The 20,909-nt window shown below is 57.3% G+C and carries 21 protein-coding genes; 14 read left to right on the top strand and 7 right to left on the bottom strand.

Going from position 1 to position 20,909, the window contains the following annotated elements:
- A partial coding sequence (gene rpmB / locus AC222A_RS10275; RefSeq protein WP_486774933.1) for a 50S ribosomal protein L28 occupies positions 1–117 on the bottom strand: 117 nt, incomplete at its 3' end.
- A gap of 250 nt (positions 118–367) precedes the next feature.
- The gene (radC, locus tag AC222A_RS10270) at positions 368–1,042 is read right to left on the bottom strand and encodes a RadC family protein (protein WP_372763972.1); all 675 of its coding nucleotides are present in this window, start codon (positions 1,040–1,042) and stop codon (positions 368–370) included.
- A gap of 102 nt (positions 1,043–1,144) precedes the next feature.
- On the opposite strand from radC, the gene coaBC reads away from it, so the two are divergent.
- From coaBC to AC222A_RS10200, 14 genes are all read left to right on the top strand, one after another.
- Positions 1,145–2,341, top strand: a complete 1,197-nt coding sequence (coaBC, locus tag AC222A_RS10265) for a bifunctional phosphopantothenoylcysteine decarboxylase/phosphopantothenate--cysteine ligase CoaBC (RefSeq protein WP_372758185.1) — start codon at positions 1,145–1,147, stop codon at positions 2,339–2,341.
- 39 nt (positions 2,342–2,380) lie between these two features.
- The gene (locus tag AC222A_RS10260; RefSeq protein WP_486774932.1) at positions 2,381–4,903 is read left to right on the top strand and encodes a phosphomannomutase/phosphoglucomutase; all 2,523 of its coding nucleotides are present in this window, start codon (positions 2,381–2,383) and stop codon (positions 4,901–4,903) included.
- Positions 4,904–4,917: 14 nt separating this feature from the next.
- Positions 4,918–5,817, top strand: coding sequence for an acetylglutamate kinase (argB, locus tag AC222A_RS10255; protein WP_372748253.1), 900 nt, complete (start codon positions 4,918–4,920; stop codon positions 5,815–5,817).
- Positions 5,818–5,829: 12 nt separating this feature from the next.
- Complete coding sequence (gene slmA / locus AC222A_RS10250; RefSeq protein WP_372748252.1) at positions 5,830–6,444, top strand: nucleoid occlusion factor SlmA; 615 nt, start codon at positions 5,830–5,832, stop codon at positions 6,442–6,444.
- A 75-nt stretch (positions 6,445–6,519) separates the two neighbouring features.
- Positions 6,520–7,341: a pyrroline-5-carboxylate reductase gene (proC, locus tag AC222A_RS10245; RefSeq protein WP_372748251.1), complete on the top strand. Its 822-nt coding sequence runs from the start codon at positions 6,520–6,522 to the stop codon at positions 7,339–7,341.
- 9 nt (positions 7,342–7,350) lie between these two features.
- Positions 7,351–7,938 carry a YggT family protein gene (locus tag AC222A_RS10240; protein WP_372758183.1) on the top strand — a complete coding sequence of 196 codons (588 nt, stop codon included), beginning with the start codon at positions 7,351–7,353 and terminating at the stop codon, positions 7,936–7,938.
- A gap of 70 nt (positions 7,939–8,008) precedes the next feature.
- Positions 8,009–9,169 carry a homoserine O-succinyltransferase MetX gene (metX, locus tag AC222A_RS10235; protein ID WP_372748085.1) on the top strand — a complete coding sequence of 387 codons (1,161 nt, stop codon included), beginning with the start codon at positions 8,009–8,011 and terminating at the stop codon, positions 9,167–9,169.
- Positions 9,159–9,749, top strand: a complete 591-nt coding sequence (gene metW, locus AC222A_RS10230) for a methionine biosynthesis protein MetW (protein WP_372763633.1) — start codon at positions 9,159–9,161, stop codon at positions 9,747–9,749. Before metX ends, metW begins: the two co-directional genes overlap by 11 nt.
- 12 nt (positions 9,750–9,761) lie before the next feature.
- Positions 9,762–10,199 carry a DUF4426 domain-containing protein gene (locus AC222A_RS10225; RefSeq protein WP_372748083.1) on the top strand — a complete coding sequence of 146 codons (438 nt, stop codon included), beginning with the start codon at positions 9,762–9,764 and terminating at the stop codon, positions 10,197–10,199.
- Positions 10,199–10,801, top strand: coding sequence for an RdgB/HAM1 family non-canonical purine NTP pyrophosphatase (gene rdgB, locus AC222A_RS10220; protein ID WP_372748082.1), 603 nt, complete (start codon positions 10,199–10,201; stop codon positions 10,799–10,801). Before AC222A_RS10225 ends, rdgB begins: the two co-directional genes overlap by 1 nt.
- A complete protein-coding gene (locus tag AC222A_RS10215; protein ID WP_486774931.1) occupies positions 10,771–11,376 on the top strand; it encodes a 2Fe-2S iron-sulfur cluster-binding protein in 606 nt (201 codons plus the stop codon). The genes rdgB and AC222A_RS10215 overlap by 31 nt, the downstream gene beginning before the upstream one ends.
- A 53-nt stretch (positions 11,377–11,429) precedes the next feature.
- Positions 11,430–11,936: a TIGR03546 family protein gene (locus tag AC222A_RS10210; RefSeq protein WP_372748080.1), complete on the top strand. Its 507-nt coding sequence runs from the start codon at positions 11,430–11,432 to the stop codon at positions 11,934–11,936.
- 11 nt (positions 11,937–11,947) lie between these two features.
- Entirely contained in the window at positions 11,948–13,654 is a 1,707-nt protein-coding gene (locus tag AC222A_RS10205) for a TIGR03545 family protein (RefSeq protein ID WP_372748079.1), read from the top strand.
- Positions 13,655–13,892: 238 nt separating this feature from the next.
- Positions 13,893–14,789, top strand: coding sequence for a phytanoyl-CoA dioxygenase family protein (locus AC222A_RS10200; RefSeq protein WP_372748078.1), 897 nt, complete (start codon positions 13,893–13,895; stop codon positions 14,787–14,789).
- 20 nt (positions 14,790–14,809) lie between these two features.
- Here AC222A_RS10200 and AC222A_RS10195 read toward each other — a convergent pair whose 3' ends face one another.
- The 5 genes from AC222A_RS10195 to AC222A_RS10175 all read right to left on the bottom strand — a co-directional run bounded on the left by AC222A_RS10195 (position 14,810) and on the right by AC222A_RS10175 (position 20,823).
- On the bottom strand, positions 14,810–16,033 hold the full coding sequence (locus tag AC222A_RS10195) for a heme biosynthesis HemY N-terminal domain-containing protein (protein ID WP_372758180.1): 1,224 nt from the start codon (positions 16,031–16,033) through the stop codon (positions 14,810–14,812).
- On the bottom strand, positions 16,030–17,202 hold the full coding sequence (locus tag AC222A_RS10190) for a uroporphyrinogen-III C-methyltransferase (RefSeq protein WP_372748076.1): 1,173 nt from the start codon (positions 17,200–17,202) through the stop codon (positions 16,030–16,032). The genes AC222A_RS10195 and AC222A_RS10190 overlap by 4 nt, the downstream gene beginning before the upstream one ends.
- Before the next feature lie 56 nt (positions 17,203–17,258).
- The gene (locus AC222A_RS10185; protein WP_372748075.1) at positions 17,259–18,065 is read right to left on the bottom strand and encodes a uroporphyrinogen-III synthase; all 807 of its coding nucleotides are present in this window, start codon (positions 18,063–18,065) and stop codon (positions 17,259–17,261) included.
- Positions 18,046–19,020: a hydroxymethylbilane synthase gene (gene hemC, locus AC222A_RS10180; protein WP_372782554.1), complete on the bottom strand. Its 975-nt coding sequence runs from the start codon at positions 19,018–19,020 to the stop codon at positions 18,046–18,048. Before hemC ends, AC222A_RS10185 begins: the two co-directional genes overlap by 20 nt.
- A gap of 150 nt (positions 19,021–19,170) precedes the next feature.
- Positions 19,171–20,823, bottom strand: a complete 1,653-nt coding sequence (locus tag AC222A_RS10175) for a hypothetical protein (protein WP_486774930.1) — start codon at positions 20,821–20,823, stop codon at positions 19,171–19,173.
- Between the last annotated feature and the right edge of the window lie 86 nt (positions 20,824–20,909).

Here is a 20,909-nt window from a genome sequence, read left to right as displayed (position 1 = left end):
CCAGAAGCGATGTCTGTGCAGGTTCGGCAAAAAACGACGCTTGGTGCGGTTTTTGGCGTGGGATACATTGTTTCCGGTTACGGGACGCTTACCAGTAACCTGACACACTCTGGACATGATACTCTCGCTCGTCTTTCAGACCCTTTTCACAAAGGGCTGGTCGTCATAAAGGACTAATTCAACTAGATTTTTCGGCGTTCGCCAGGGCGAATCGCCCAAATTCTGGCCCGATACAGTGGCTGAGAAAATGCAGCGGCCGAAACGGAGCGCGACTTTATACCAGAAGGGGCGCTGCGCCGCAAGGAATTTGAAGTTTGAGAATGATAATGGGCGGGCGCTGTTTGCGGGTGCGGCGTCTGCGGCACCCTCAGAGTTCACCCCGCTCCGCCAGTGATACCACCGCCGACCCGGCAACGATGCAATGGTCGAGAAGGCGGATATCCACCATTTCCAGAGCCTGCTTCAGACGCGCCGTGATAGCGATATCGGCGCGGCTTGGTTCGGCCAGACCCGATGGGTGGTTGTGGGCTACGATGAGTGCTGCCGCGTTGACGTCCAGGGCGCGCTTGACCACTTCCCTTGGATACACCGTGGCGCCGTTGATAGTGCCGTAGAAAAGCGGCTCGTATGCCAGCAGTCGATGCTGATTATCCAGATACAGCGCCGCAAATACTTCCCTGGCTTCGCCGCGCAGTTGGGCTTGGAGAAACTGGCGGGTGGCGGCAGCGCTGGTGAGCACCGTATCGCGCTGAAGGTTTTCAGCGAAATGACGTCTGGCCATTTCCAGTACGGCTTGGAGTTGGGCGAATTTGGCATCGCCCAAGCCGGGCGATTGGCAAAAGACTTTGCGATTGGCGCCCAATAAGGCGCTGAGGCTGCCAAACTGGTGAAGGAGTTCTCGTGCCAGGTCGACGGCCGATTTGCCAGGCACACCGGTGCGCAGAAAGATGGCCAGCAATTCCGCGTCAGACAGGCTTTGCGGGCCGTGAGTAAGCAGTCGCTCGCGTGGACGTTCTGAAGCAGGCCAGTCCGTTATGGCCATATCACCCTCCCTGGTGAGCCGCCGGTAGTGAGTAACGAATGAAAAACTGCAATAATGACGGCTGCTTAGCTATTATCAAACCAACAGGGCGCACACCGCAATATGTCACGCTTGAATAACCGCCACATCGTGCTGGGAATTACCGGGGGTATCGCTGCCTACAAAGCTGCTGAGCTGGTACGCCGCCTCAAGGAGCGCGGTGCCCAAGTACATGTGGTGATGACCGCTGCAGCCCAGGAATTTATTACCCCGCTGACCCTGCAGGCGTTGTCGGGAAATCCGGTGCATACCTCATTGCTGGATTCAGAGGCCGAGGCGGCAATGGGGCATATCGAGCTGGCGCGGTGGGCCGATTTGCTGCTGGTGGCGCCAGCGTCGGCGGATTTTCTTGCCAAGCTGGCCCAAGGCCAGGCCGATGATCTGCTGTCTACCCTGTGGCTTGCCTGTCAGGCGAAAAAAGCCGTGGCGCCAGCCATGAACCAGGCTATGTGGGCAGATGCTGCAACCCTCGCCAATATGGATGTTCTGCGCCAGCGGGGTGTCACGGTGTTGGGGCCGGCGGCCGGCGAGCAAGCCTGTGGTGACGTTGGTTTGGGTCGTATGCTGGAGCCTACTGAACTGGCGGATCTGGCGGAAGCGCAATTTCAGGGGCGCGCGCTTGACGGCAAGCGGGTTTTGATCACTGCGGGCCCCACTCGTGAAGCGATTGACCCGGTGCGCTACATCAGCAATCACTCGTCGGGCAAGATGGGTTATGCGCTGGCGCGTGCTGCCTGCGATGCCGGGGCCAGCGTGGTGTTGGTCAGCGGCCCGGTTGCGTTACCCTGTCCGGAAGGCGTGGAACGCGTCGACGTTTCCAGCGCGCAAGAAATGTATGATGCTGTCATGCAGCGCGTCGCGCGCACCGATCTTTTTATTGGCTGCGCTGCGGTAGCCGATTATCGACCGGCGCAGGCTGTTGAGCAGAAAATTAAAAAGAATGCTGAAACCATGCAGATCGAACTGGTGCGCAACCCGGACATCATTAGTGCAGTAGCCGGCGCAGAGAAGCGCCCGTTTACAGTGGGTTTTGCCGCAGAAACACAGGATGTGATCAGCTACGCACGCGGTAAGCTGGAGCGCAAAAATCTCGATGCCATCATTGCCAACGATGTGTCAGATGCAGGCATCGGGTTTAACAGCGACCAGAATGAGGTGGTGCTGCTGGCTGCGGGGCTCGAGCAGGCGCTGCCGCGGATGGGTAAACAGCAACTCGCGACGACGTTGATTGACCGCCTCGCCCACTGTATGGCGAGCTGACGTTTTGGTCCGTCGGGGAATGACTTCGCAGGGAGCCCAATGAACAGGCGCCATCGGTTTGACGATTTTGACTTCAATGCCACCAAGCTGCGCACTGGCAGGAAGTTTTCGGGTCTGCGTTCTCTGTTTCAGGTGCGTCGTGGCGATCTGCTGCGTCTGGCGGCAACCAAGTCCGTACTGCTGCCGCTGGTGGCTGGTTTTCTGGTCATTGGGCTCACCTACATCAGCGAGCGTTTTCATCATACCCAGGCGATTGCCCATCTGACGATGGAAGCAGAGCGTGCAGCGCTGCTTATGGATCGCCATCTCAGTAACCTTAGTGCGGAAGTTGAAAATCTGGCGGTGAAGCTGGCGGCCGACGGGGCTGTTGTCCTGCCCGATGATGCGCTGCCACGTGCCAGCACTCGACGCTTGATACCCGTTACGTCGCTGGGTATAGCGGACGATGACAACAGAGCGCTGGACCCCTTGAGGCACATTGAGCGGGACATGATCCGTCGCAGCCTGGAGCTGCAGGCATCAGTGATCGATGTTTATCGTGACGACAAGCACTGGTTGCTGTCGGTTGTCACGCCAGTCAGTGGCGACATGGTCTTGCTGGCCAGTTACCCGGATGCCGTATTGGGACAGGCACTGGCGCGTATTGCCAGTCAGCAGCCGGTGTTGCTGGAATTGAAATACCGGTTTTCCAGTGGCTGGCGCACGCTGACCCGGCGAGGTGCATTGGAGCCTAGTCCGGCGACCGCGCAGGTAGTTCTTGGTCGGCCGTTGTGGGCGGTCGAACTAACGATGGGCAAGCTGGCTTACCAGGCATGGATTAACCGCAATCTCTGGCTTTATGTTGTCGCTTTGATTGCGGCATTCGCGGCAGTAGTAGAATTGTTGCTGTCGTTGCTCCGGTTGCGTACGCGGCGTATTGCTCAGCGGAAATTGACGCAGGACAAACTAACGGCAGAACAGAGCCGGGAGCTTGAAGAAGTTAGCCTGATCGAGTCGGTGTTTACTACGTCGCGTATAGAGCCGACTGACGTGGCGACTGCGACACATGGTGACGCAGAAGACGTCGTGTCGGCCACGCAGTCAGCAGGCGCCTCCGATCTGGATGACGATTTCCTCGATCTGCTTGACGAGCCTGACAGTGCCGAGACCGAGACGCTGGATGCTGAACCTGAGGCAGATAGTGCATCTTTCGACGATGCCGTGTTTCGGGCTTACGACATTCGCGGTATAGCCGATACACAGCTAACCACAGAACTTTGTCGTGACATTGGCCGCGCGTTGGCCGTCGAGCTGAGCGAGCTCAGACAGCGTCAGGCACTGGTGGCGCGCGATGGCCGCAACAGTAGTCCCCGTATTCGCGATGCGCTGGTGGAAGGGTTACGTGAAGGCGGGATCAATGTCACCGATCTAGGTGCTGTGCCCACGCCGCTCATGCATTTTGCCACCCATGAGTTGGGGGTCGGCAATGGTTTTATGGTTACAGGCAGCCACAATGGCCGCGAGTACAATGGCATTAAGATGGTGGTGGCGGGCAGCAGCCTGACCGAAGAGCGAATCCATGCGTTGCGTGACCGCATCCGTACGCAAGCCTTTGTTGCCGCTCCATCTCCGGGCGGGTACAGCCATCGCAGCATTGTGGATGAATATATTGCTCGCATAAAAAACGATGTCGTCGTGGCGCGACGAATGAAGGTAGTGGTTGATGCTGCCAATGGCGCAAGCTCGCCGGTTGCGCCGCGTCTGTTTCAGGCGCTGGGTTGTACTGTAGAGCCATTATTTTGTGAACTAAACGGAGATTTCCCCAACCACGATCCAGACCCGACCCGGGAAGGCAATCTCAACGCGCTGCAGGCCGCTGTCCGTGCAAAGCGCGCTGACCTCGGTATTGCACTCGACGGCGACGGCGACCGGGTGGTGTTTGTTACCGCCGCCGGCGAGCCGGTATTCCCGGATCGGGCGCTGATGTTGCTTGCGCAGGATGTGGTAGTGCGTAACCCGGGAGCCTCGGTTGTCTATGATGTAAAATGCAGCAGTCACTTGCCTAAATTGATTAGTGAGGCTGGTGGAGTGCCGGTGATGTGCCGTTCTGGGCACTCATTTGTTAAGAACCAGCTGGAGGCCAGCGGCGCATTGCTCGGCGGAGAGTTTACCGGGCATATATTCTTTCGGGAGCGCTGGTACGGGTTTGATGACGGTATGTATGTGGCAGCGCGTATGCTTGAACTGCTAAGCCTGAGTCCTTTACGCCTGCAGGAACATATCGCTCGCCTGCCTGAAAGTGTTGCGACCCCTGAGATCTGCCTGGCGACCGATGAGCAGCAGAAATTTGTCATTGTCGACCAGCTTAAAGCTGGAGACTATTTTGAGGGCGCCGAAATCAACCTGCTCGATGGTTTGCGGGTAGAGTTTCCTACCGGTTGGGGTCTGGTGCGAGCGTCTAACACTGGGCCGGCTCTGAGTCTGCGCTTTGAGGCCGATGACAAAGACGCATTGGCCAACATTCAACAACACTTTCGAGAAGCCCTGCGTTCGGTTGATCCTACGCTGGACCTCAAATTTTAATCAGGAAAAAACTTATGTCTCTTAGCATCAAGGGCGCCTCCGACGTTGCCCACGTTCTTACAGAAGCCCTCCCGTACATCCAGAAATTCACGGGCAAGACCATTGTGGTCAAATTTGGCGGCAACGCCATGGTCGACGAGAAACTGAAAGAGCAGTTTGCGCGCGACGTCGTGCTGATGAAGCTGGTGGGCATGAATCCCATCGTTGTACACGGCGGTGGCCCTCAGATTGGCGAGCTGCTGAAAAAACTCAACATTGAATCCAGTTTTGTTGATGGTATGCGCGTGACTGACAGCGCCACGATGGATGTGGTAGAAATGGTGCTGGGCGCCAGCGTTAATAAAGAAATCGTAGCGCTGCTAAACCGCAACGGTGGTAAAGCCATCGGCCTGACGGGTAAAGATGGCCAGTTGATCCGCGCCAGAAAACTCAAGGCAACGCGCAAAACGCCGGAAATGTCAGTGCCGGAAATCATTGATATCGGGCATGTCGGTGAAGTTGAGGCGATTGATGCCGGGGTAATCGATATGCTGCTAAACAGTGATTTTATTCCGGTGATAGCACCTATCGGTGTCGATAAAAATGGCGAGAGTTACAATATTAATGCTGATCTGGTGGCCGGTAAAATGGCGGAAAAGCTGCAGGCTGAGAAGCTGATGCTGTTGACCAATGTGGCCGGTCTAATGGACAAAGACGGCAAGGTGCTTACCGGTCTGAGCACTGAGCAGGTCGATGGCCTGATAGCCGATGGCACCATCTATGGCGGAATGCTACCAAAAATTGGTTGTGCACTTGATGCCGTAAAAGCCGGGGTTAACAGTGCGCATATCATCGACGGCAGGGTACCTCATGCGGTATTGTTGGAAATATTCACAGATCGAGGTGTTGGCACCTTGATTACCAATCAAGAATAAGACTGGACGACCATGACCAAGCGTTCATCGCGCAAACAGGAAATCCTTGAAGCTCTGGCCCATATGCTGGAAGCGAATCCCGGGGATCGGATAACCACGGCCAAACTGGCGCAGGCGGTTGGTGTCTCGGAAGCGGCGCTCTATCGGCATTTTCCCAGTAAGGCCAAGATGTTTGAAGGGCTGATAGAGTTCGTGGAAGAATCCATTTTTTCCCGGGTTCAGGTCATCACAACAGAAGACGCTGAGGCCTTGTCGCGCTGCTACAAAGTGCTCAGTCTGCTGTTGATGTTTACCGAGCGTAACCCGGGGATCACGCGCATACTCAATGGTGATGCGTTGGCCGGTGAAACCGCCCGCTTGCGATCCCGCGTGCAGCAGTTCTATGACCGGCTCGAGACTCACCTCAAGCAGATACTGCGTGACGCTGAAGTGCAGGAAGGGCTGCGTCCTATGGTGACTGTTTCGGCGGCAGCCAATCTGTTGTTGGCCAGCGCGGAAGGGCGTATCTGTCAGTATGTCCGCAGCGAATTCAGACGCAAGCCCACCGAGCACTGGGATGAACAGTGGCAGCTACTGACAGTGCAATTCTTCAAATCCACCCATAATCCTGCCCAATCCTTTGCTTAACGCCGGTAGCTGATATGCCCCGTGCGGGGCTGGCTGTTATACTGCGCGGCGTTTGACAGACAGAGCGAGGCAGCGATGAGTTTCACAATGGCGTTTATCGGCGGCGGCAACATGGCCTCGAGCATTATTGGCGGGCTGGTGGCCAGCGGTTTTGATGCGGGTGCGATTTGGGCGGCCGACCCTTCGGCGGAAAGCCTGTCGCGGTTGCAGCAGGTAGCCCCGGTAAATACCACATCAGACAATAGCGCTGCCGTGGCTGCGGCAGACGTCGTTGTTCTCGCGGTAAAACCCCAGATCATGAAAGCAGTCGCCGAAGGTCTGGCTGCCGATGTACAGGCACGCAAGCCGCTGATTATCTCCATTGCAGCGGGTATAGAAGTGGCAAGCCTGCAGCATTGGCTCGGCGGCAACCAGGCCATTGTTCGAACCATGCCCAATACGCCTGCGTTGGTGCGCGCCGGTGCGACCGGCCTGTTTGCCAATGGCGAAGTCAGCGACGAACAGCGCCGGCAGGCGGCAACCATCATGCAGGCGGTTGGCAGTGTGCGGTGGTTTGACACCGAAGCGGCGCTGGATGCAGTTACGGCGGTGTCTGGCAGTGGCCCCGCCTACTTTTTCCTGGTGATGGAAGCCATGCAGAGCGCTGGCGAAAAGTTGGGGCTCAGTGCCGACGACGCCAAGGCATTGACCTTGCAAACCGCATTGGGTGCCGCGACCATGGCGCTGCAAAGTGACGTGGAGCCCGACGAGCTACGCCGCCGCGTAACATCACCCAACGGAACAACTGAGCGAGCAATCGGTGAGCTTGAGCAGGGTGGTTTACGCAACATATTTGAGCAGGCGCTAACCGCCGCTCGCGACCGCTCTATAGAACTGTCACGTGAACTCGGTGATTGAGGACAAACCATGGGCCCCCTGACAGAAATCGGATTTTTACTGGTTCAAACATTTTTCAGCCTGTATCTGGCAGTGGTGATACTGCGCCTGCTGCTGCAGCTGGCAAGAGCAGATTTTTATAACCCCATTTCCCAGTTTATGGTGAAGGCAACCAACCCTGTGTTGCTGCCGCTGCGGCGGGTAATCCCGCCAATCGGCAAGGTGGACACGGCCTCGGTTGTACTGGCCCTGCTGGTGCAGATGGTGGCGATGGTGGCGATCATCGCATTGTTTGGTGCGCGCTTGCCAAACGTGCTTACGTTACTGGGCTGGTCTGTGATCGGCTGCCTTGCGCTTACCGTCAACCTCTACTTTTTTGCCATTATCATTAATATCATTTTGAGCTGGGTGGCTCCGGGAACTCACCATCCCGCCGCCGTGCTGCTGTATCAGTTAACAGAGCCGGTAATGCAGCCCTTTCGCAAGATCATCCCGCCAATGGGGGGCATTGATCTCTCACCGATCATGGTGTTTTTGGTGATCAGTGTGTTGCAAATTCTGCTCAAGTCCATGGCGCAGTCGGCGGGGCTGAGTGCGGTATTGGTGTTTGGATTGTGAAAGATGCGGATCGTGGGGCGTGCATTCGACGCTTGGCCTGTGTCCGCCGGATTGCTCGGGAGATGTCTGAATGAGCGCTGCGCTTCCTGCTGATTCCGTAGGCATCGTCGAGCCGCATACTCACCATTTCAGCGAGCCATTGATGCTGGCTTGCGGCCGCACGCTCGACGAATACGATATCGTTTATGAAACCTACGGCGAGCTCAATTCGGCGAAGAATAACGCCATTCTGATCTGTCACGCCCTTTCGGGTCATCATCATGCCGCCGGCTACCATAGCGTTGACGACAAAAAGCCGGGCTGGTGGGAAGTGTGTATTGGCCCCGGTAAGCCGATCGACACCAACCATTTTTTTGTTATCAGCATCAATAATCTCGGTGGCTGTCACGGCAGCACCGGGCCGGCAAGCATAAACCCGGCCACGGGCAAACCCTGGGGCCCGGATTTTCCGCCGTTGCGATGTCGCGACTGGGTGGCCTCCCAGCGGCGCATGATGGAGCTGTTTGGCATTTCCCAATGGGCCGCGGTTATTGGCGGTAGCTTGGGCGGGATGCAGGCCATGCGCTGGGCGCTCGAGCATCCGGAGGAAGTGCGTCACTGCGTCGTCATTGCCTCGGCAATGCGGCTGACGGCACAAAATATTGCGTTTAACGAGATTGCCAGGCAGGCCATCACCTCTGATCCGGATTTTCACGGCGGTCGTTATCTTGAGCACGAAACCATTCCCAAGGCGGGGTTGGCGCTGGCGCGCATGGTAGGGCACGTCACCTATTTGTCAGAAGATGGCATGGGCGAAAAGTTTGGGCGCGAACTGAAGGTCGGCAACTTTCAGCTTGGGCAGGATGACAAGGTTGAATTTCAGGTGGAAAGCTACCTGCGATACCAAGGGGATGTGTTTTCCCGTACCTTTGACGCCAACACCTATCTGCTGATGACCAAAGCGCTGGATTATTTTGACTTGGCTCGGGAGTACAACGACGATCCGGTGGAAGCCTTCAGCCACGCGACTTGTGGTTTTTTGGTGATGTCTTTTACCAGCGACTGGCGCTTTGCGCCGTCGCGGTCGCGGGAAATTGTTGATGCCCTGATCGCCGCGCGCAAACCGGTGTGCTACGCCGAGATTGAGGCGAATTTTGGTCACGATGCCTTCCTGTTGCCAATAGAGCGCTATCTTAAAAGTTTTACGGCTTACATGAAGCGGGTAAAGCAGGAGGTCAGCGATGCGCTTTGATCTTAATCTGGCCGCAGAATGGACCCAGCCAGGCAGCCGCGTGCTGGATCTGGGCTGCGGTGATGGCAGCCTGTTGGCCTATCTGCGTGACAACCTGAACGTTGACGGGATCGGTCTGGAAATCGACGACCAGCATATCCGCCAATGCATGGAAAAAGGCCTCAGCGTTGTCGACCATGACCTGGACTACGGTCTCGGCAAGTTTCGCAGCAATAGTTTCGACCTGGTCGTGATGGCGCAGGCGCTGCAAACCCTGCGTTCGCCACATCTGGTCATTGATGAAATGCTGCGGGTGGGACGAGAGTGTATTGTCACCTTTCCTAACTTTGGTTACTGGCGGGGACGGCTTTATCTCGGCGCGCGCGGCCGCATGCCGGTGTCAAAATTTTTGCCCTATACTTGGTATGACACGCCTAATATTCACTTTTGCACGGTCAAGGATTTTGAAAATCTTTGCCGTGATAAAGGGATACGGGTGCTACACCGTGCGGTTGTTGATGCTGCAGATCGGGAGAGCTTCATCGCTTCGCGGTTCCCCAATTTGTTTGGCGTTACGGCGGTATATCACATCAGTAAATAACCGGGAGAAGGTATGACTCTAATACAGCGCGGCCTGACCCTGCTGCTTTGCCTGGCGGCATTTGCTGCGCAGGCGGAACAGAAACAGCGGTTCGATCACTACGATGTGCATTACAGTATCGTCAACACAACGTTTCTAAAGCCGACGGTGGCCAAAGCTTACGGCATTGTGCGCGGTGATGATCGATTTATCCTCAATATCAGCGTGCGCGAAAATTCCGACGATGGGGATGTTGCGCGAAAGGCCGATATCAGCGGCTCTGTGTTTAACCTGATACATCGCAAGCCACTGGACTTTAAAGAAGTGGATGAAGGCGATGCGATTTACTACATTGCGCAGTTTGAAGGCGACAACAAGGAAACCCTGGATTTCACGCTGTCGATTCAGCCGGAAACCAGTCGTCGCAAATACAAATTCCAATTCAATAAAGTGATGTACACGGGCAAATAATGACACGTGTTGTACTGGCCAGCGGCAATCGCGGCAAACTCAAGGAGATGCAGCAGGTATTATCCGATACCGGCTTTGAGCTGATGCTGCAGACCGACTTTGATATTGTCGACGCTGAGGAAACCGGAAAAAGCTTTGTTGAAAACGCACTGATCAAAGCGCGTCATGCCAGTGCTGCAACGGGGTTGCCAGCCTTGGCTGACGACTCTGGCTTATGTGTCAGTGCGCTACAAGGCGCGCCGGGTATTTATTCGGCGCGATACAGCGGTGCCGATGCAAGCGATGCCTCTAATAACGAAAAGTTGTTGCGAGCCCTTACTGATGCGTCGGATCGCAGCGCCACTTTCGTATGCGTGCTGGCCTACGTGCGCCATGCCGATGATCCGCTGCCGCTGATTTTTCAGGGCTTATGGCGAGGCGAAATACTTGCCGAGGGTCGCGGTGACAATGGCTTCGGCTACGACCCCCTGTTTTACGTGCCGGAACTGGCGTGCTCGTCTGCCGAGTTGCCGTCAGAAATCAAAAACCAACACAGCCATCGCGGCCGTGCCCTTGCCCTGTTTCTGGAACAATGGCGCCAGAACCCTTCACTATTCAGCTGAGCGATGGCCGTGCGCTGCCGGGCCGCGCAGACCACACGTTATTGCGACAACTTCAGGATGCGGGCTGCTCGGTGCCAGTCGCCTGCAGCAATGGCAACTGTGGCCGTTGCTTTGCCACCCTGTTGTCCGGTGTGACCCATCCGCCCAGCGATCGCAATAAAGTGCCCCTGTGCACACACTTCGCCGACGCCGACATTACCTTGCAATTACCACAGCGGGCGCACTGGCGTTGCTATAGCTGTGAGCTCATTGCAGCCCAAGGCAGCAAAGCGGTTGTGCGTTTACCTGCCGGGCGACTTGATGTCAGTGGCGCGCAGTGGCTACTGGTCAGTGGCGGGCGGGCCTATTCTGCGCAGCTGATTGCTGACGATAAACGCCTGTTGACCTTGCAGGCGTCGCTGCCGATATGCACTGAAAACAGGGCAATGGTGCGGTTGTTGAATGTGGACAGTCAGCCAGGCGGCCGTTATCAACTGCGTAATGACGCGCAGGTGGTGCTGTGCAATCTCACCGCAAGCGTGGCGCGAGAAATACAGATTTCCCTGATACAATGCGGGCTTATCATCACGCGCTGACGCCGTGATTTACCGATAGAAAATCGCATTACGCTCGCTCAGGAAGAATTATCATGCTCACTGCAATTGCAAAATTGCTGAAGGTGCTCAACTCGGATGACAACCCCGCACAGGTTGCGGTGGCAGTCGTTTTTGCCCTTATCATGGGGCTGACACCGCTGATGTCCCCCCACAATCTATTCATTTTGTTATTGGTGCTGGTACTGCGGGTTAATCTGAGCTTTTTCCTGCTTAGCTTTGCGCTGTTCTCCGGTATCGCTTATCTGCTCGATCCGCTGAGCATGCAGCTGGGTGCTGCGGTGCTGCAGGCTGAAGGCCTGACGGCTGTGTGGACTTCAATGTACCAGTCTTCCTTTTGGCGGTTTATGGCCTACAACAATACGCTGGTGATGGGTAGTGTTTGCCTGTCGTTAATTCTGGCCTTGCCTATGTACTGGGCGGTGGTGTGGGCGATAACCCGTTATCGCGACAAAGTAAGGGCCAAACTGGCCCAGACCCGGTTGATGCTGTTTGTCAAAAGCACGCGTCTGTTTGAACTGTACAGCGCACTGAATCGCTAGGGAGGCATGCTATGACAAAATGGATTCGCTGGTGGGGTCTCGGTGTTTTTACAGGCATCGTTGTGTTGTGGATGCTGAGCATCGACTGGATCATCGAAAACAGTATCGAGTTTGCCGGTACCCAAGCCGTGGGCGCCAAGGTTGAACTCGACAGTGCGACCTTGTCGCTGCGCGACGGCACATTGGAGCTCAGCCATTTGCAGGTAACCAATCCTGATCAGCCCATGCAGAACCTGTTTGAGGCCGCACGCATTCACTCGCAAGTGGATCTGTATGCACTCTTGCGGCGTCAGTTTATTTCCGACGATGCGCGCATCGAAGGGCTTAACCTCTACACCAAACGCGACAGCAGTGGCGCTATTGATGGGCGCCTGTTCAGCTTTGGTAGTGCGACCAAAAGCGGCGAGAAAAAGGCGCTGGAGTTGGCATCGAAGCTGAATATTCCAGATGTAGGCCAGTTGGCGCAGGAAGAAAAGGCGCGTCTTCAGGCTGAAGTTGAAAGCATGCAGGCAGAGGTTGAGGCGATCAAGCAGGGCTGGGAGCAGCGCATGGCGCAGTTGCCCACCAAGGAGCAATTAGCGCAGTACAAGCGTCGCTGGGAAGAGCTGGAAGATCAGAATGCCCTGGTGCGTATTAAAGGTACTAAAGAGCTGCGTGATGATATCGATGATGATCTGGAAGCGCTCAAGGATCTCGACGATCAGATCAAGGCCGATAAAGCTCGCATAGCCGCACTGACAGAAAAAGCCAAGACCTTGCCGGGCCGCGAAGCGGACCGCTTACTGGCTAGCGTGGGGCTGGATGAGGGTTTCGAAGGGATGGTTCGCCATATCGTTGGCGACGAGGCCTATGCAAAAGTGAAGCAGGGCCTTTCGTTGTACCGGGTGGCGACCAGTCAGCTCAGTGAAGGAGCCGATGCGACGGCGAAAGAAGATGACGCTGCGAAACCTCAGCGGGCGGGTGGTGAGTACATCCGTTTTGCCCAGGAGCAGCCAACACCGGAGTTCCTGATCAAGCAGGCGAGCATCGATGGTAGCGTCCCAGTCGCCGGCAAGTTGATTAAGTTTGACGGTGTGCTCAAGGATATTACCAACGAGCAGAATATCTGGGGCAAACCGATGACGTTGCTGGCCAGCGGCGGCAGCGATGATGGCGCTAGCCTGAAGCTCGATGGTCTGTTTGATCACCGGGGCGACTCGCCATCGGATCAGCTAAACTTCGACCTGAGACAATTGGCGTTGTCGGCGCTGACGCTGTCCGATAGCCCGACGTTGCCCATTACCCTGCAAAAAGGTCTCGCCAATATCCAGACAACGTTTGCATTGAATGAAAATGGACTCAACGCAACGGTAGACAGTCTCGTGAAGCAGGCGAGTTTTGCGGTGGCGGAAACGGCGGAAAACAAAACCGCCGAACTTATGCGCAAGGCTTTGGCCTCGGCCTCTCAGTTCGACCTTAAAATGTTCTTAAGCGGCAATCCGGATGATCCCGAACTGCGACTTAAATCCAGCCTCGACAGTTTGATCGGAGATGTGTTGGGAGCTGAAGTGAATGCCAAAGTCGCTGAGAAAAAAGCCGAGCTGAAAAGTGAGCTCGACAAGGTGCTGGCCGAACCCACAGCTAAACTGGGGGCTCAGGGGGCGTCTCTGGATAAGTATCAGGGGCAGCTCCAGCAGTACCGAGAGCAGCTGAACGCACTGCTCAAAGAGCTGCGTTAAGCCGCAGCGATACGGGCCGCTGGCAGGAATGCCAGCGTGCCTTGAAAAAACCTATTCAATCCCCACCTAAGCTCAGTGCCGAAAGCAAACTGCCCGGTTTGCCTGGAAATTGTGTCAGCGACTTCCGGTTTCGGTCTACCTGCAAGGTTTCAATTGCTGAGACAATTTTCAGGCCTCCCAGCTTTCGGCTCGATCGACCAAAACTTACGAGTCAACACAGTAGAGGAGGCATATCCGCATGGCAACATCCGCAGATCTCTACCCCTCGCGGCAGGGCGATTCAGAAGCCCTGCTGCCCCGACTTGATCCGGTGGTGTATTCGACTGCCAACACGCCGCTTGGTGAATCACAGTGTGCGTTTTATCGCGATAATGGCTACCTGATATTTCCCGGGTTATTGGCAGATATGGTCGCGCCGCTGCGCAACGAAATTGGCAAATTGAAGCGCGATCTGCGCGGCTGCGAAGAGCTGGTTCTGGAACCGGACAGCAATGAATTGCGCACCGTGTTCAACCCCATCGCATACAGCACGGTAGTGGATCGCTGCTTTCGCGATGAAAGAATCGTGGCGGTAGCGCGGCAGTTGTTGGGCAGCGAGGTATATCGCATGCAGTCGCGCATTAACATCAAGCCGCCACTGAAAGGGCGTGCCTTCAGCTGGCACAGCGATTTTGAAACCTGGCATGTCGAGGATGGCATGCCACGCATGCGGGCCCTGACGGCCTGGGTCATGCTGACAGAAAATCACAGCCACAATGGGCCGCTTTACGTGATTCCCGGTTCCCACCGGCAGTATGTGTCCTGTGCGGGCCAGACCGGCACCGACAATTACAAAACCTCATTGCGGCAGCAAACGCTGGGCGTGCCCAGTCCGCAAATGATGCAAAGGGTGCTAAAAAATCGGCGCATTAAGGCCATTACCGGCGAGCCCGGCACGCTGGTGATTCACGAGTGTAATCTGTTGCACGCCTCGCCCGACAACCTGTCGGCAGATGCTCGCAGCATTGCTATGTGTGTATACAACAGTGTGGAAAACGCGCCGCAAGCGCCCTTCAGCGGTTTGCCACCGCGGCCGGCGTTCTTGAGCTCACGAGACACCACGGCGGTGCGCGCGATTGCCGCCGAGGCGGCATGAAGCGTTAGCTGCGCGGAGGGTCAGCTAATTCGCGATGGCAATTTTACGTCGATAGCGCCGCCGCTTTTCTGCAGGCTTTCCTGAAAGAAAGCGGCGCTGCGCTCGTGTTCGCCCAGGTACGCCAGCAGGCGACCGAGTTCGGCACACACGTCGTGACCGGGGTCCAGGCGATAGCTGTTGTCGAAATATTCCCGGGCTTTGCCCCACAGCTGGTTTCGCAGGCTCAGTCTACCCAGTGTCAGTAGCAGACTGGCGTCGTTAGTGCGTTCGGGCAGCCAAGCCTCGGCGGTGAGCAGCTGTTTGTCGGGTTCGGGACCGGCAACTTTGCCATAGAGCTCGACCAGCTCTCGCTGCCAGGATTTACGCAAGTGTTTGCGCAGCAGGTCTTCGGCTTCTCGATCCATACTGCGGCTGATCAGCTGCCGCACGTAGCTGGCCACCATGGTGTCATCCTGATGAACATCCTTCGGCAGTTTGTGCCACCAGTGGGCGAGCTCTTCGTCACTGGTTTTACTGGCGTCTGAATGTCTTTTGAGCTGCCCTAAAATACAGTGGCGGCGCAACGTTTCGAGCTCTTCAGCGTCGGTCACACCGTGCTTTTTCAGGTCGGGCAGCAGTGCTAGCAAGGCGTCCCAGTCTTCCAGTCCAAGGTAGACTGATTTTAACAACCGCAGTACGGCGGGGTGGCGAGCGGTATTGCGTTGGGCTCGGGTCAGGCTGGCGAGGCTTTCCTCCAGGCGGCCGTTCTGCAGCAGCAGGCGGGCCTGAACCAGTTCGATAGCTACATTGGCGCCCTGAGTGTTGCGCTCGGCGCGGGCGAGCAGCGCGCTGGCCTCGCGTGGATCACCCAGCGCATTGGCGGCATAGGCGGCGCCCAGATAATTGAGTAGCGGTTCGTCCACATCGTCAAGGTGTCGGGTGAGTAGGCGCTTGGCCTTGTCGTAGTTCCCTTCTACCAGGGCGATCAAGCCGTCGTTGCTCTGCCGGTTACTGCGCTGCTGGCGGCGCTGGCCAAGATAGCGCGCCAGTCGCGAACCGCCGCTCCAGCCAAAGTGGCTCAGACGCAGCAGGTAGTATCCAGCGCCCAACAGCAGCAGAAACAGCAGCAGAGCGACCCAGAATGAAGTTTCAATAGCCACATTGCCAATGGCGAGCAGCATATAGCCGGGATCGCGTTGTACAAGAACTCCCAGGCCGGCGGCTGCCAGCAGTGCGCCCAGTGCGATTAAAAAATAGCGAATCACGGTTGGGCCTCCCCCTCGCGACGCTGGTCGATGAGCGCAGCAAGGGCTGCAATGCTAGCGGTGAGCGGCGGGTTAGCAGGGCGAATGGTTTTCTGGCTCAAGTGCTCGATGTCGGCCAGTACAGCCTGCTCGGCTTCGCCGTTTCTGTAGTAGCGGCGCAGCCAGTCGCTGCAACGGGCCAATGCCTTGCGGAACAGGTCTTGGTTGCCGCTGGTCAGCGCCCATTGAGCCTGTTCGAACATCAGCTGCAGGTTTTCCTGAAACAATTCGCGTTGGCCGCCGGCGATTACGGATTCCTGATAACTGGCGTCGCGATCGCTGACCCGGATGTAAGAATCCAGCTTTTCGGCGGCGCGGGCAAAGCCGTATTTGATTATTGGCCACACTGTATCCCAGGCGAGTTCCGGTGGTGGTTCCGGCGCCGGGGCGATCGGTTTGGCCCTGACTTTCCGGTCGGCAAGGGGTTGCAAGGCGATGGCTGCGGCATTAATGCTATCGAGTTCATCCTGAAGCGCACCGACATCAAAGGCGAGAATGTCCTTTACGTGTTCCAGATCGCGTGCGAGTACTGTCAGTACCGCATCGGTGCGGCTGTCCTGAGTCGTACGCAATTTGCGCTGCACATCCAGTAGCAGATCATTTACCGGAGTAAGGTCGCCACCTAGCTGTGCACGCTGGTGGGCCAGTCGCAGCAGGTATTCAGCTTCCGCCAGAATCCAGTCATCGCGATTCAGGCGCACTGCTTCATTCAGCCTTTCCTGGGTGGCGGTGAGTTGTACTGCGGTCTGATTCAAGCGTTGTTCCTGCTGTTGCAGGCTGTTTTCCAACACCAGCTGTTGCTGCTTCAGGGTTTCGCGCAGCTCTTTATCCTGAGTCGTCAGTTGCTGGCGCAAGCGCGCAAAAGCGTCCTGCTGTGCAGTAGCGAGCTCTTGCCGCAGATTCTCACCGGCACTGACCAGATCCTCGCGCCAAGGCTTTTGTGCCGGGCTGCCCTGATGCTGCAGCCAGAACTGGTAGCCCAGCCAGCCGCAGGCGGCGCCACCCAGCAGAAAGGCGAGCAGTGCTACAAAAAGAGTAAAGCCACCGCCGCGTTTGGGTGGTGGTGCTGATTGCTGTTCGGTGAGTACGGGTGGTTCCGGTGTGGTTTCGGCCGTGTCGGTTGCCGACATGCAGTGTATCCCCTAGTCAATGGTAACGCTGGTGCAGTATGGACTGCGCGCTCCTTTTACAGGGAAAGCGCAGCCGAACGCGCCGCCAGTAATGCAGAAAGCGTAGCATCAAGACTCGCGTTTTCTGCGGCAACAGTTCTAGCATAGCCCAGTTTTGCGGCAAGAGCAGCGACCCGTTCGCCGGGTGTGATTATTGGGCACTGAAACAGGCGGTGATTTGAGGGCAACCAGCTGGTCAGATTGTGCAGACTTTCGCCACTGTTCACCACGCTGCAGTTGATATTGGCCGCCGCGATTGCGTTCAGTCGCTCAGCGTTGCTGCCCGCTGGCGCTTGGCGCTGGTAGCACTCGATATAGTCCACGCGGGCGCCGCGTGTGCGCAGGGTGTCTGCCAGGGTTTCGCGGCCGCCAATGCCGCGTACGATAGCGAATTTGCGATGGCTGAGCGATTGCAGGTCAGCGTGGGCCAGCAGGCTTTCGCTGTTCATGGCGCCGTCACCGCCACAGGCTTGAATACCGTGCTGCGCCAGCGCGTCTTTGGTGGCCTTGCCGATGGCCCAATAGGATTGGCGCACGGGTAACTGCGGCCAATAGTTGTCGATCATTGCCATGCCATGTTCCACGGCGTTGACGCTGATAAAAATGATGTCGTCGTAGTGATCGAGGTCCAGAATGCACTGGCGTGCCTGCAGTAGTGCTGACGCGTGTTTGTCGTTGTCCAGTGGTGCTATTTCCAGCGCTGGCAGGTGCAGGGCTTGGGCGCCAGCGCCCTGCAGGGCGGTGATGAGTTCAGCGGCGCGCTCGCTTGGGCGGGTTACCAGAACGCGCAGTCCTGATAGTGCCTCAGCGCTCAGTGTTGCCATAAATCGCTGCCAGAATATCACCAGCGCCCTGACTGAGCAGGGCTTCTGCAACGGCGCGGCCGAGTGCCTCGGGCTGACTGCTGGCGCCGCGCGCTTCTGCTTCGAGCAGGGTGGTGCCATCTGGTGCGCCAACTCGGCCACGCAGCCACAGCTGATCGCCTTCGAGCAGGGCAAAACCGGCAATGGGGACCTGACAGCCGCCTTCGAGGCGATTGTTCATGGCGCGCTCGGCGCGCACCCGCAGGTCGGTGTCACTGTGATTGAGAGGTGCCAACAGCTGTTTCAGTTCAGTATCGTCGCTGCGAACTTCAACACCCACCGCGCCCTGACCCACGGCAGGCAGAGATAAGTCTTCGTCAAGGAAACTGGCGATGCGTTCTTCCAGCTGCAGTCTGATCAAACCGGCCGCGGCCAGTACAATGGCGTCAAATTCTCCCTCGTCCAGTTTGCGCAGGCGGGTCTGTACATTGCCGCGCAGGCTGCGAACCACCAGATCCGGGCGCCGGGCGCGAAGCTGGCATTCGCGGCGCAGGCTGGAGGTGCCTACGCAGGCGCCTTGCGGCAGGTCGTCGACGGTTGCGAAACGGTTGCTGACGAACGCATCTCTGGGATCTTCCCGCTCGCAGATAACAGCCAGCTCAAGTCCGGCCGGGAAGTGCATGGGCACATCTTTCATGGAGTGCACGGCCATATCGGCGCGTCCTTCCAGCATGGCCTGTTCCAGCTCTTTGACAAACAGGGCTTTGCCGCCAATTTTCGACAGCGGCGAATCCAGCAGTTGGTCGCCACGGGTGGTCATGCCCACCAGCTCTACGTCGAGCCCTGGGTGGTGGCGCTGCAATTCGGCCTTGATGTATTCGGCCTGCCAGAGGGCGAGTAGGCTTTCGCGGGTGGCGATGCGGACGGTGCGGGTCAAAATGGCGCCTCTTTCAAGTACTGCGGGGTGCCCTATCATACGGTTCAGCCGCGCTACCGCAAGCCCCGGTGTGGATTGGGGCCGGGCTGGTGGCTGTGCGCGACTGATGCATGTGGGGCCAGTCTGTGAATCGTCGTCAGCCTGTGGCCCCCTCCGATTTGCATAGCCCCGGTCGAAAGAGCGCTGCAATCAGGCTTCAGGGAAGGCTGTCCAACCTTCAACCCAGCTGCGTTTGATGCCGGGGCGTATGGCGCCGAGGAAGGTTGCCGCTTCGTCCCAGAATTCGCCTTGGGGGCGTTTTACTTGGCGCGCGCGGTCGCTGTTGCTGAGCAGTGGGATGTAGTCGGGTGCGGTGTTGTGTGCGGCGCGAGAGGTCAGGCCTGCATCGCTGTCGAGCCAGATATCGTCCATGCTGGCAAAGTATTCGGCCTCGGGAAAGCCGTTGTCGTCATCTTTGCCGTTCTCGTCGCTGAAAAAACCGTTGCCGCTGGCGCCAATTTTTTCCGCCACCAGACCGCTGAAACTCAGGCTGCCGTCGGCGATGCGGCGCACCGTGGCTTCATCGCGCACATCCACCAGTTCACCGGAGAAACCTTGCACCAGAAAATTGTTGAAGTGCCCACCGGTGCCTTCGCGCAGCGTCATGGCTCGTTGATATTTGTCTGGATTGCCCGAGCTGATCAGTGTCACGTTGTAAAACTCGGGTTCGGAGATGGGGCTGGCGGTGTGGTTGTCGCCGTTGTTGTCCCCTTCGAAGGCATTGTCGCCCATGCCTGGGTACTGCTGCACAATCAGGAACTGGACGCGCCCGCGCCAGCCGAGATCCCAGTCGAGTGAGTCGTCGCCGGCGCCGGTAATCAGAATGTTTCTGAGGTCGACGGTGCCGCCAAACACTTCCACCCCGTCATCCAGCGCATGGTGTACCTGCACGCTGCGCACGATGGTATTGCTGCCGCAGCCACCCAGGGTCAGTCCGTTGAGCTCGTTGTTGGCATAGGCCTCATAGCCGGCAAATTCAATACGGGCAAATTCCAGTACGCCGCAATTGGAGTTTGGGTCGATACCGCCGAATGCTGCGCGAGTATCGCCCTCCGGCACACCTTCGATGCGCGCGTCGTCAATATTGACCGGCGCATTGCCGAGCATGACCAGTCCGCCCCAGTCGCCGGCTTTGCGCTTGCCAACCGGGTTGGCGCTAGTGAATACGATAGGCATTTCTATGCTGCCGCGGGCGTGCAGGGTTGCGTCTCGCGTTATGACCAGTGCCGAACCGTTTTTCCCAAGAACGGTTGTGCCGGGCTCTATTACCAGTCGTGCGCCGGCTTCGACATAGACGATGTCTTCGAGAAGCCAATGCTTGTCGGCGGTCCAGCGGTTGTCACCAAACAACGACCCGCTGACCGCTACCTTGTTGCTGCTCAGGCCCAGAGAATCGCGCAGCAGCCAGGCAGCGCTGGCGGAGATGACCAGCAGTACGGTCAGCAGGCTTGGTAGCAGATAACGGCGCTGGGTGCGTTTGCTGATATTGACGAAACCTTGCTGGGCCTGGGTGGCTGTGACGTCTGGATTCAAGGACAGCCTCGTCGCCGAGGTGTTGGTGCGGGCAACCAGTACGTCGCGGTTGTCCATCGCGCTGAGTTCGCCGGCCAGTTGGCGTATTTTAGGATTTTTACTGGTACTGGCGCGGTGCAGTATTTCCAATCGGTAGTCCGGGTCTTTCATGAGTGTGCTGAAGTGCAGGTGGCGTAGTCCCTGGTCGTCCTGTTGTTCGCAGACCTGTTTTAGCTGCCAGAGCCCTTCAACCAGCTGCGCTCTGGGGGAGCCTGTGTCGGTGCTTGCCATATCGTAAATCCTCGATGTTTCGGGCGACGATTATCGCGGCGGAATGTGACTGTTTAATGAAAGGCGAACGCGCTGGGCAGGAGTGC

The sequence above is a fragment of the Litorivivens sp. genome (genome assembly GCF_057445395.1).
Note: the sequence above shows the minus strand (reverse complement) of the source record. Positions and strands in the feature narration are given on the sequence as shown.

What these genes read in the sequence shown, in the direction of transcription:
- AC222A_RS10185 (WP_372748075.1), bottom strand. Translation starts at nt 18,065, where the DNA reads ATGGCAACACTGAGCGCTGAGGCACTATCAGGACTGCGCGTTCTGGTA.
- proC (WP_372748251.1), top strand. Translation starts at nt 6,520, where the DNA reads ATGAGTTTCACAATGGCGTTTATCGGCGGCGGCAACATGGCCTCGAGC.
- AC222A_RS10205 (WP_372748079.1), top strand. Translation starts at nt 11,948, where the DNA reads ATGACAAAATGGATTCGCTGGTGGGGTCTCGGTGTTTTTACAGGCATC.
- rdgB (WP_372748082.1), top strand. Translation starts at nt 10,199, where the DNA reads ATGACACGTGTTGTACTGGCCAGCGGCAATCGCGGCAAACTCAAGGAG.
- metW (WP_372763633.1), top strand. Translation starts at nt 9,159, where the DNA reads ATGCGCTTTGATCTTAATCTGGCCGCAGAATGGACCCAGCCAGGCAGC.
- radC (WP_372763972.1), bottom strand. Translation starts at nt 1,042, where the DNA reads ATGGCCATAACGGACTGGCCTGCTTCAGAACGTCCACGCGAGCGACTG.
- coaBC (WP_372758185.1), top strand. Translation starts at nt 1,145, where the DNA reads ATGTCACGCTTGAATAACCGCCACATCGTGCTGGGAATTACCGGGGGT.
- AC222A_RS10210 (WP_372748080.1), top strand. Translation starts at nt 11,430, where the DNA reads ATGCTCACTGCAATTGCAAAATTGCTGAAGGTGCTCAACTCGGATGAC.
- metX (WP_372748085.1), top strand. Translation starts at nt 8,009, where the DNA reads ATGAGCGCTGCGCTTCCTGCTGATTCCGTAGGCATCGTCGAGCCGCAT.
- AC222A_RS10190 (WP_372748076.1), bottom strand. Translation starts at nt 17,202, where the DNA reads ATGTCGGCAACCGACACGGCCGAAACCACACCGGAACCACCCGTACTC.
- argB (WP_372748253.1), top strand. Translation starts at nt 4,918, where the DNA reads ATGTCTCTTAGCATCAAGGGCGCCTCCGACGTTGCCCACGTTCTTACA.
- hemC (WP_372782554.1), bottom strand. Translation starts at nt 19,020, where the DNA reads ATGATAGGGCACCCCGCAGTACTTGAAAGAGGCGCCATTTTGACCCGC.
- AC222A_RS10225 (WP_372748083.1), top strand. Translation starts at nt 9,762, where the DNA reads ATGACTCTAATACAGCGCGGCCTGACCCTGCTGCTTTGCCTGGCGGCA.
- AC222A_RS10215 (WP_486774931.1), top strand. Translation starts at nt 10,771, where the DNA reads ATGGCGCCAGAACCCTTCACTATTCAGCTGAGCGATGGCCGTGCGCTG.
- AC222A_RS10200 (WP_372748078.1), top strand. Translation starts at nt 13,893, where the DNA reads ATGGCAACATCCGCAGATCTCTACCCCTCGCGGCAGGGCGATTCAGAA.
- AC222A_RS10260 (WP_486774932.1), top strand. Translation starts at nt 2,381, where the DNA reads ATGAACAGGCGCCATCGGTTTGACGATTTTGACTTCAATGCCACCAAG.
- AC222A_RS10240 (WP_372758183.1), top strand. Translation starts at nt 7,351, where the DNA reads ATGGGCCCCCTGACAGAAATCGGATTTTTACTGGTTCAAACATTTTTC.
- AC222A_RS10175 (WP_486774930.1), bottom strand. Translation starts at nt 20,823, where the DNA reads ATGGCAAGCACCGACACAGGCTCCCCCAGAGCGCAGCTGGTTGAAGGG.
- slmA (WP_372748252.1), top strand. Translation starts at nt 5,830, where the DNA reads ATGACCAAGCGTTCATCGCGCAAACAGGAAATCCTTGAAGCTCTGGCC.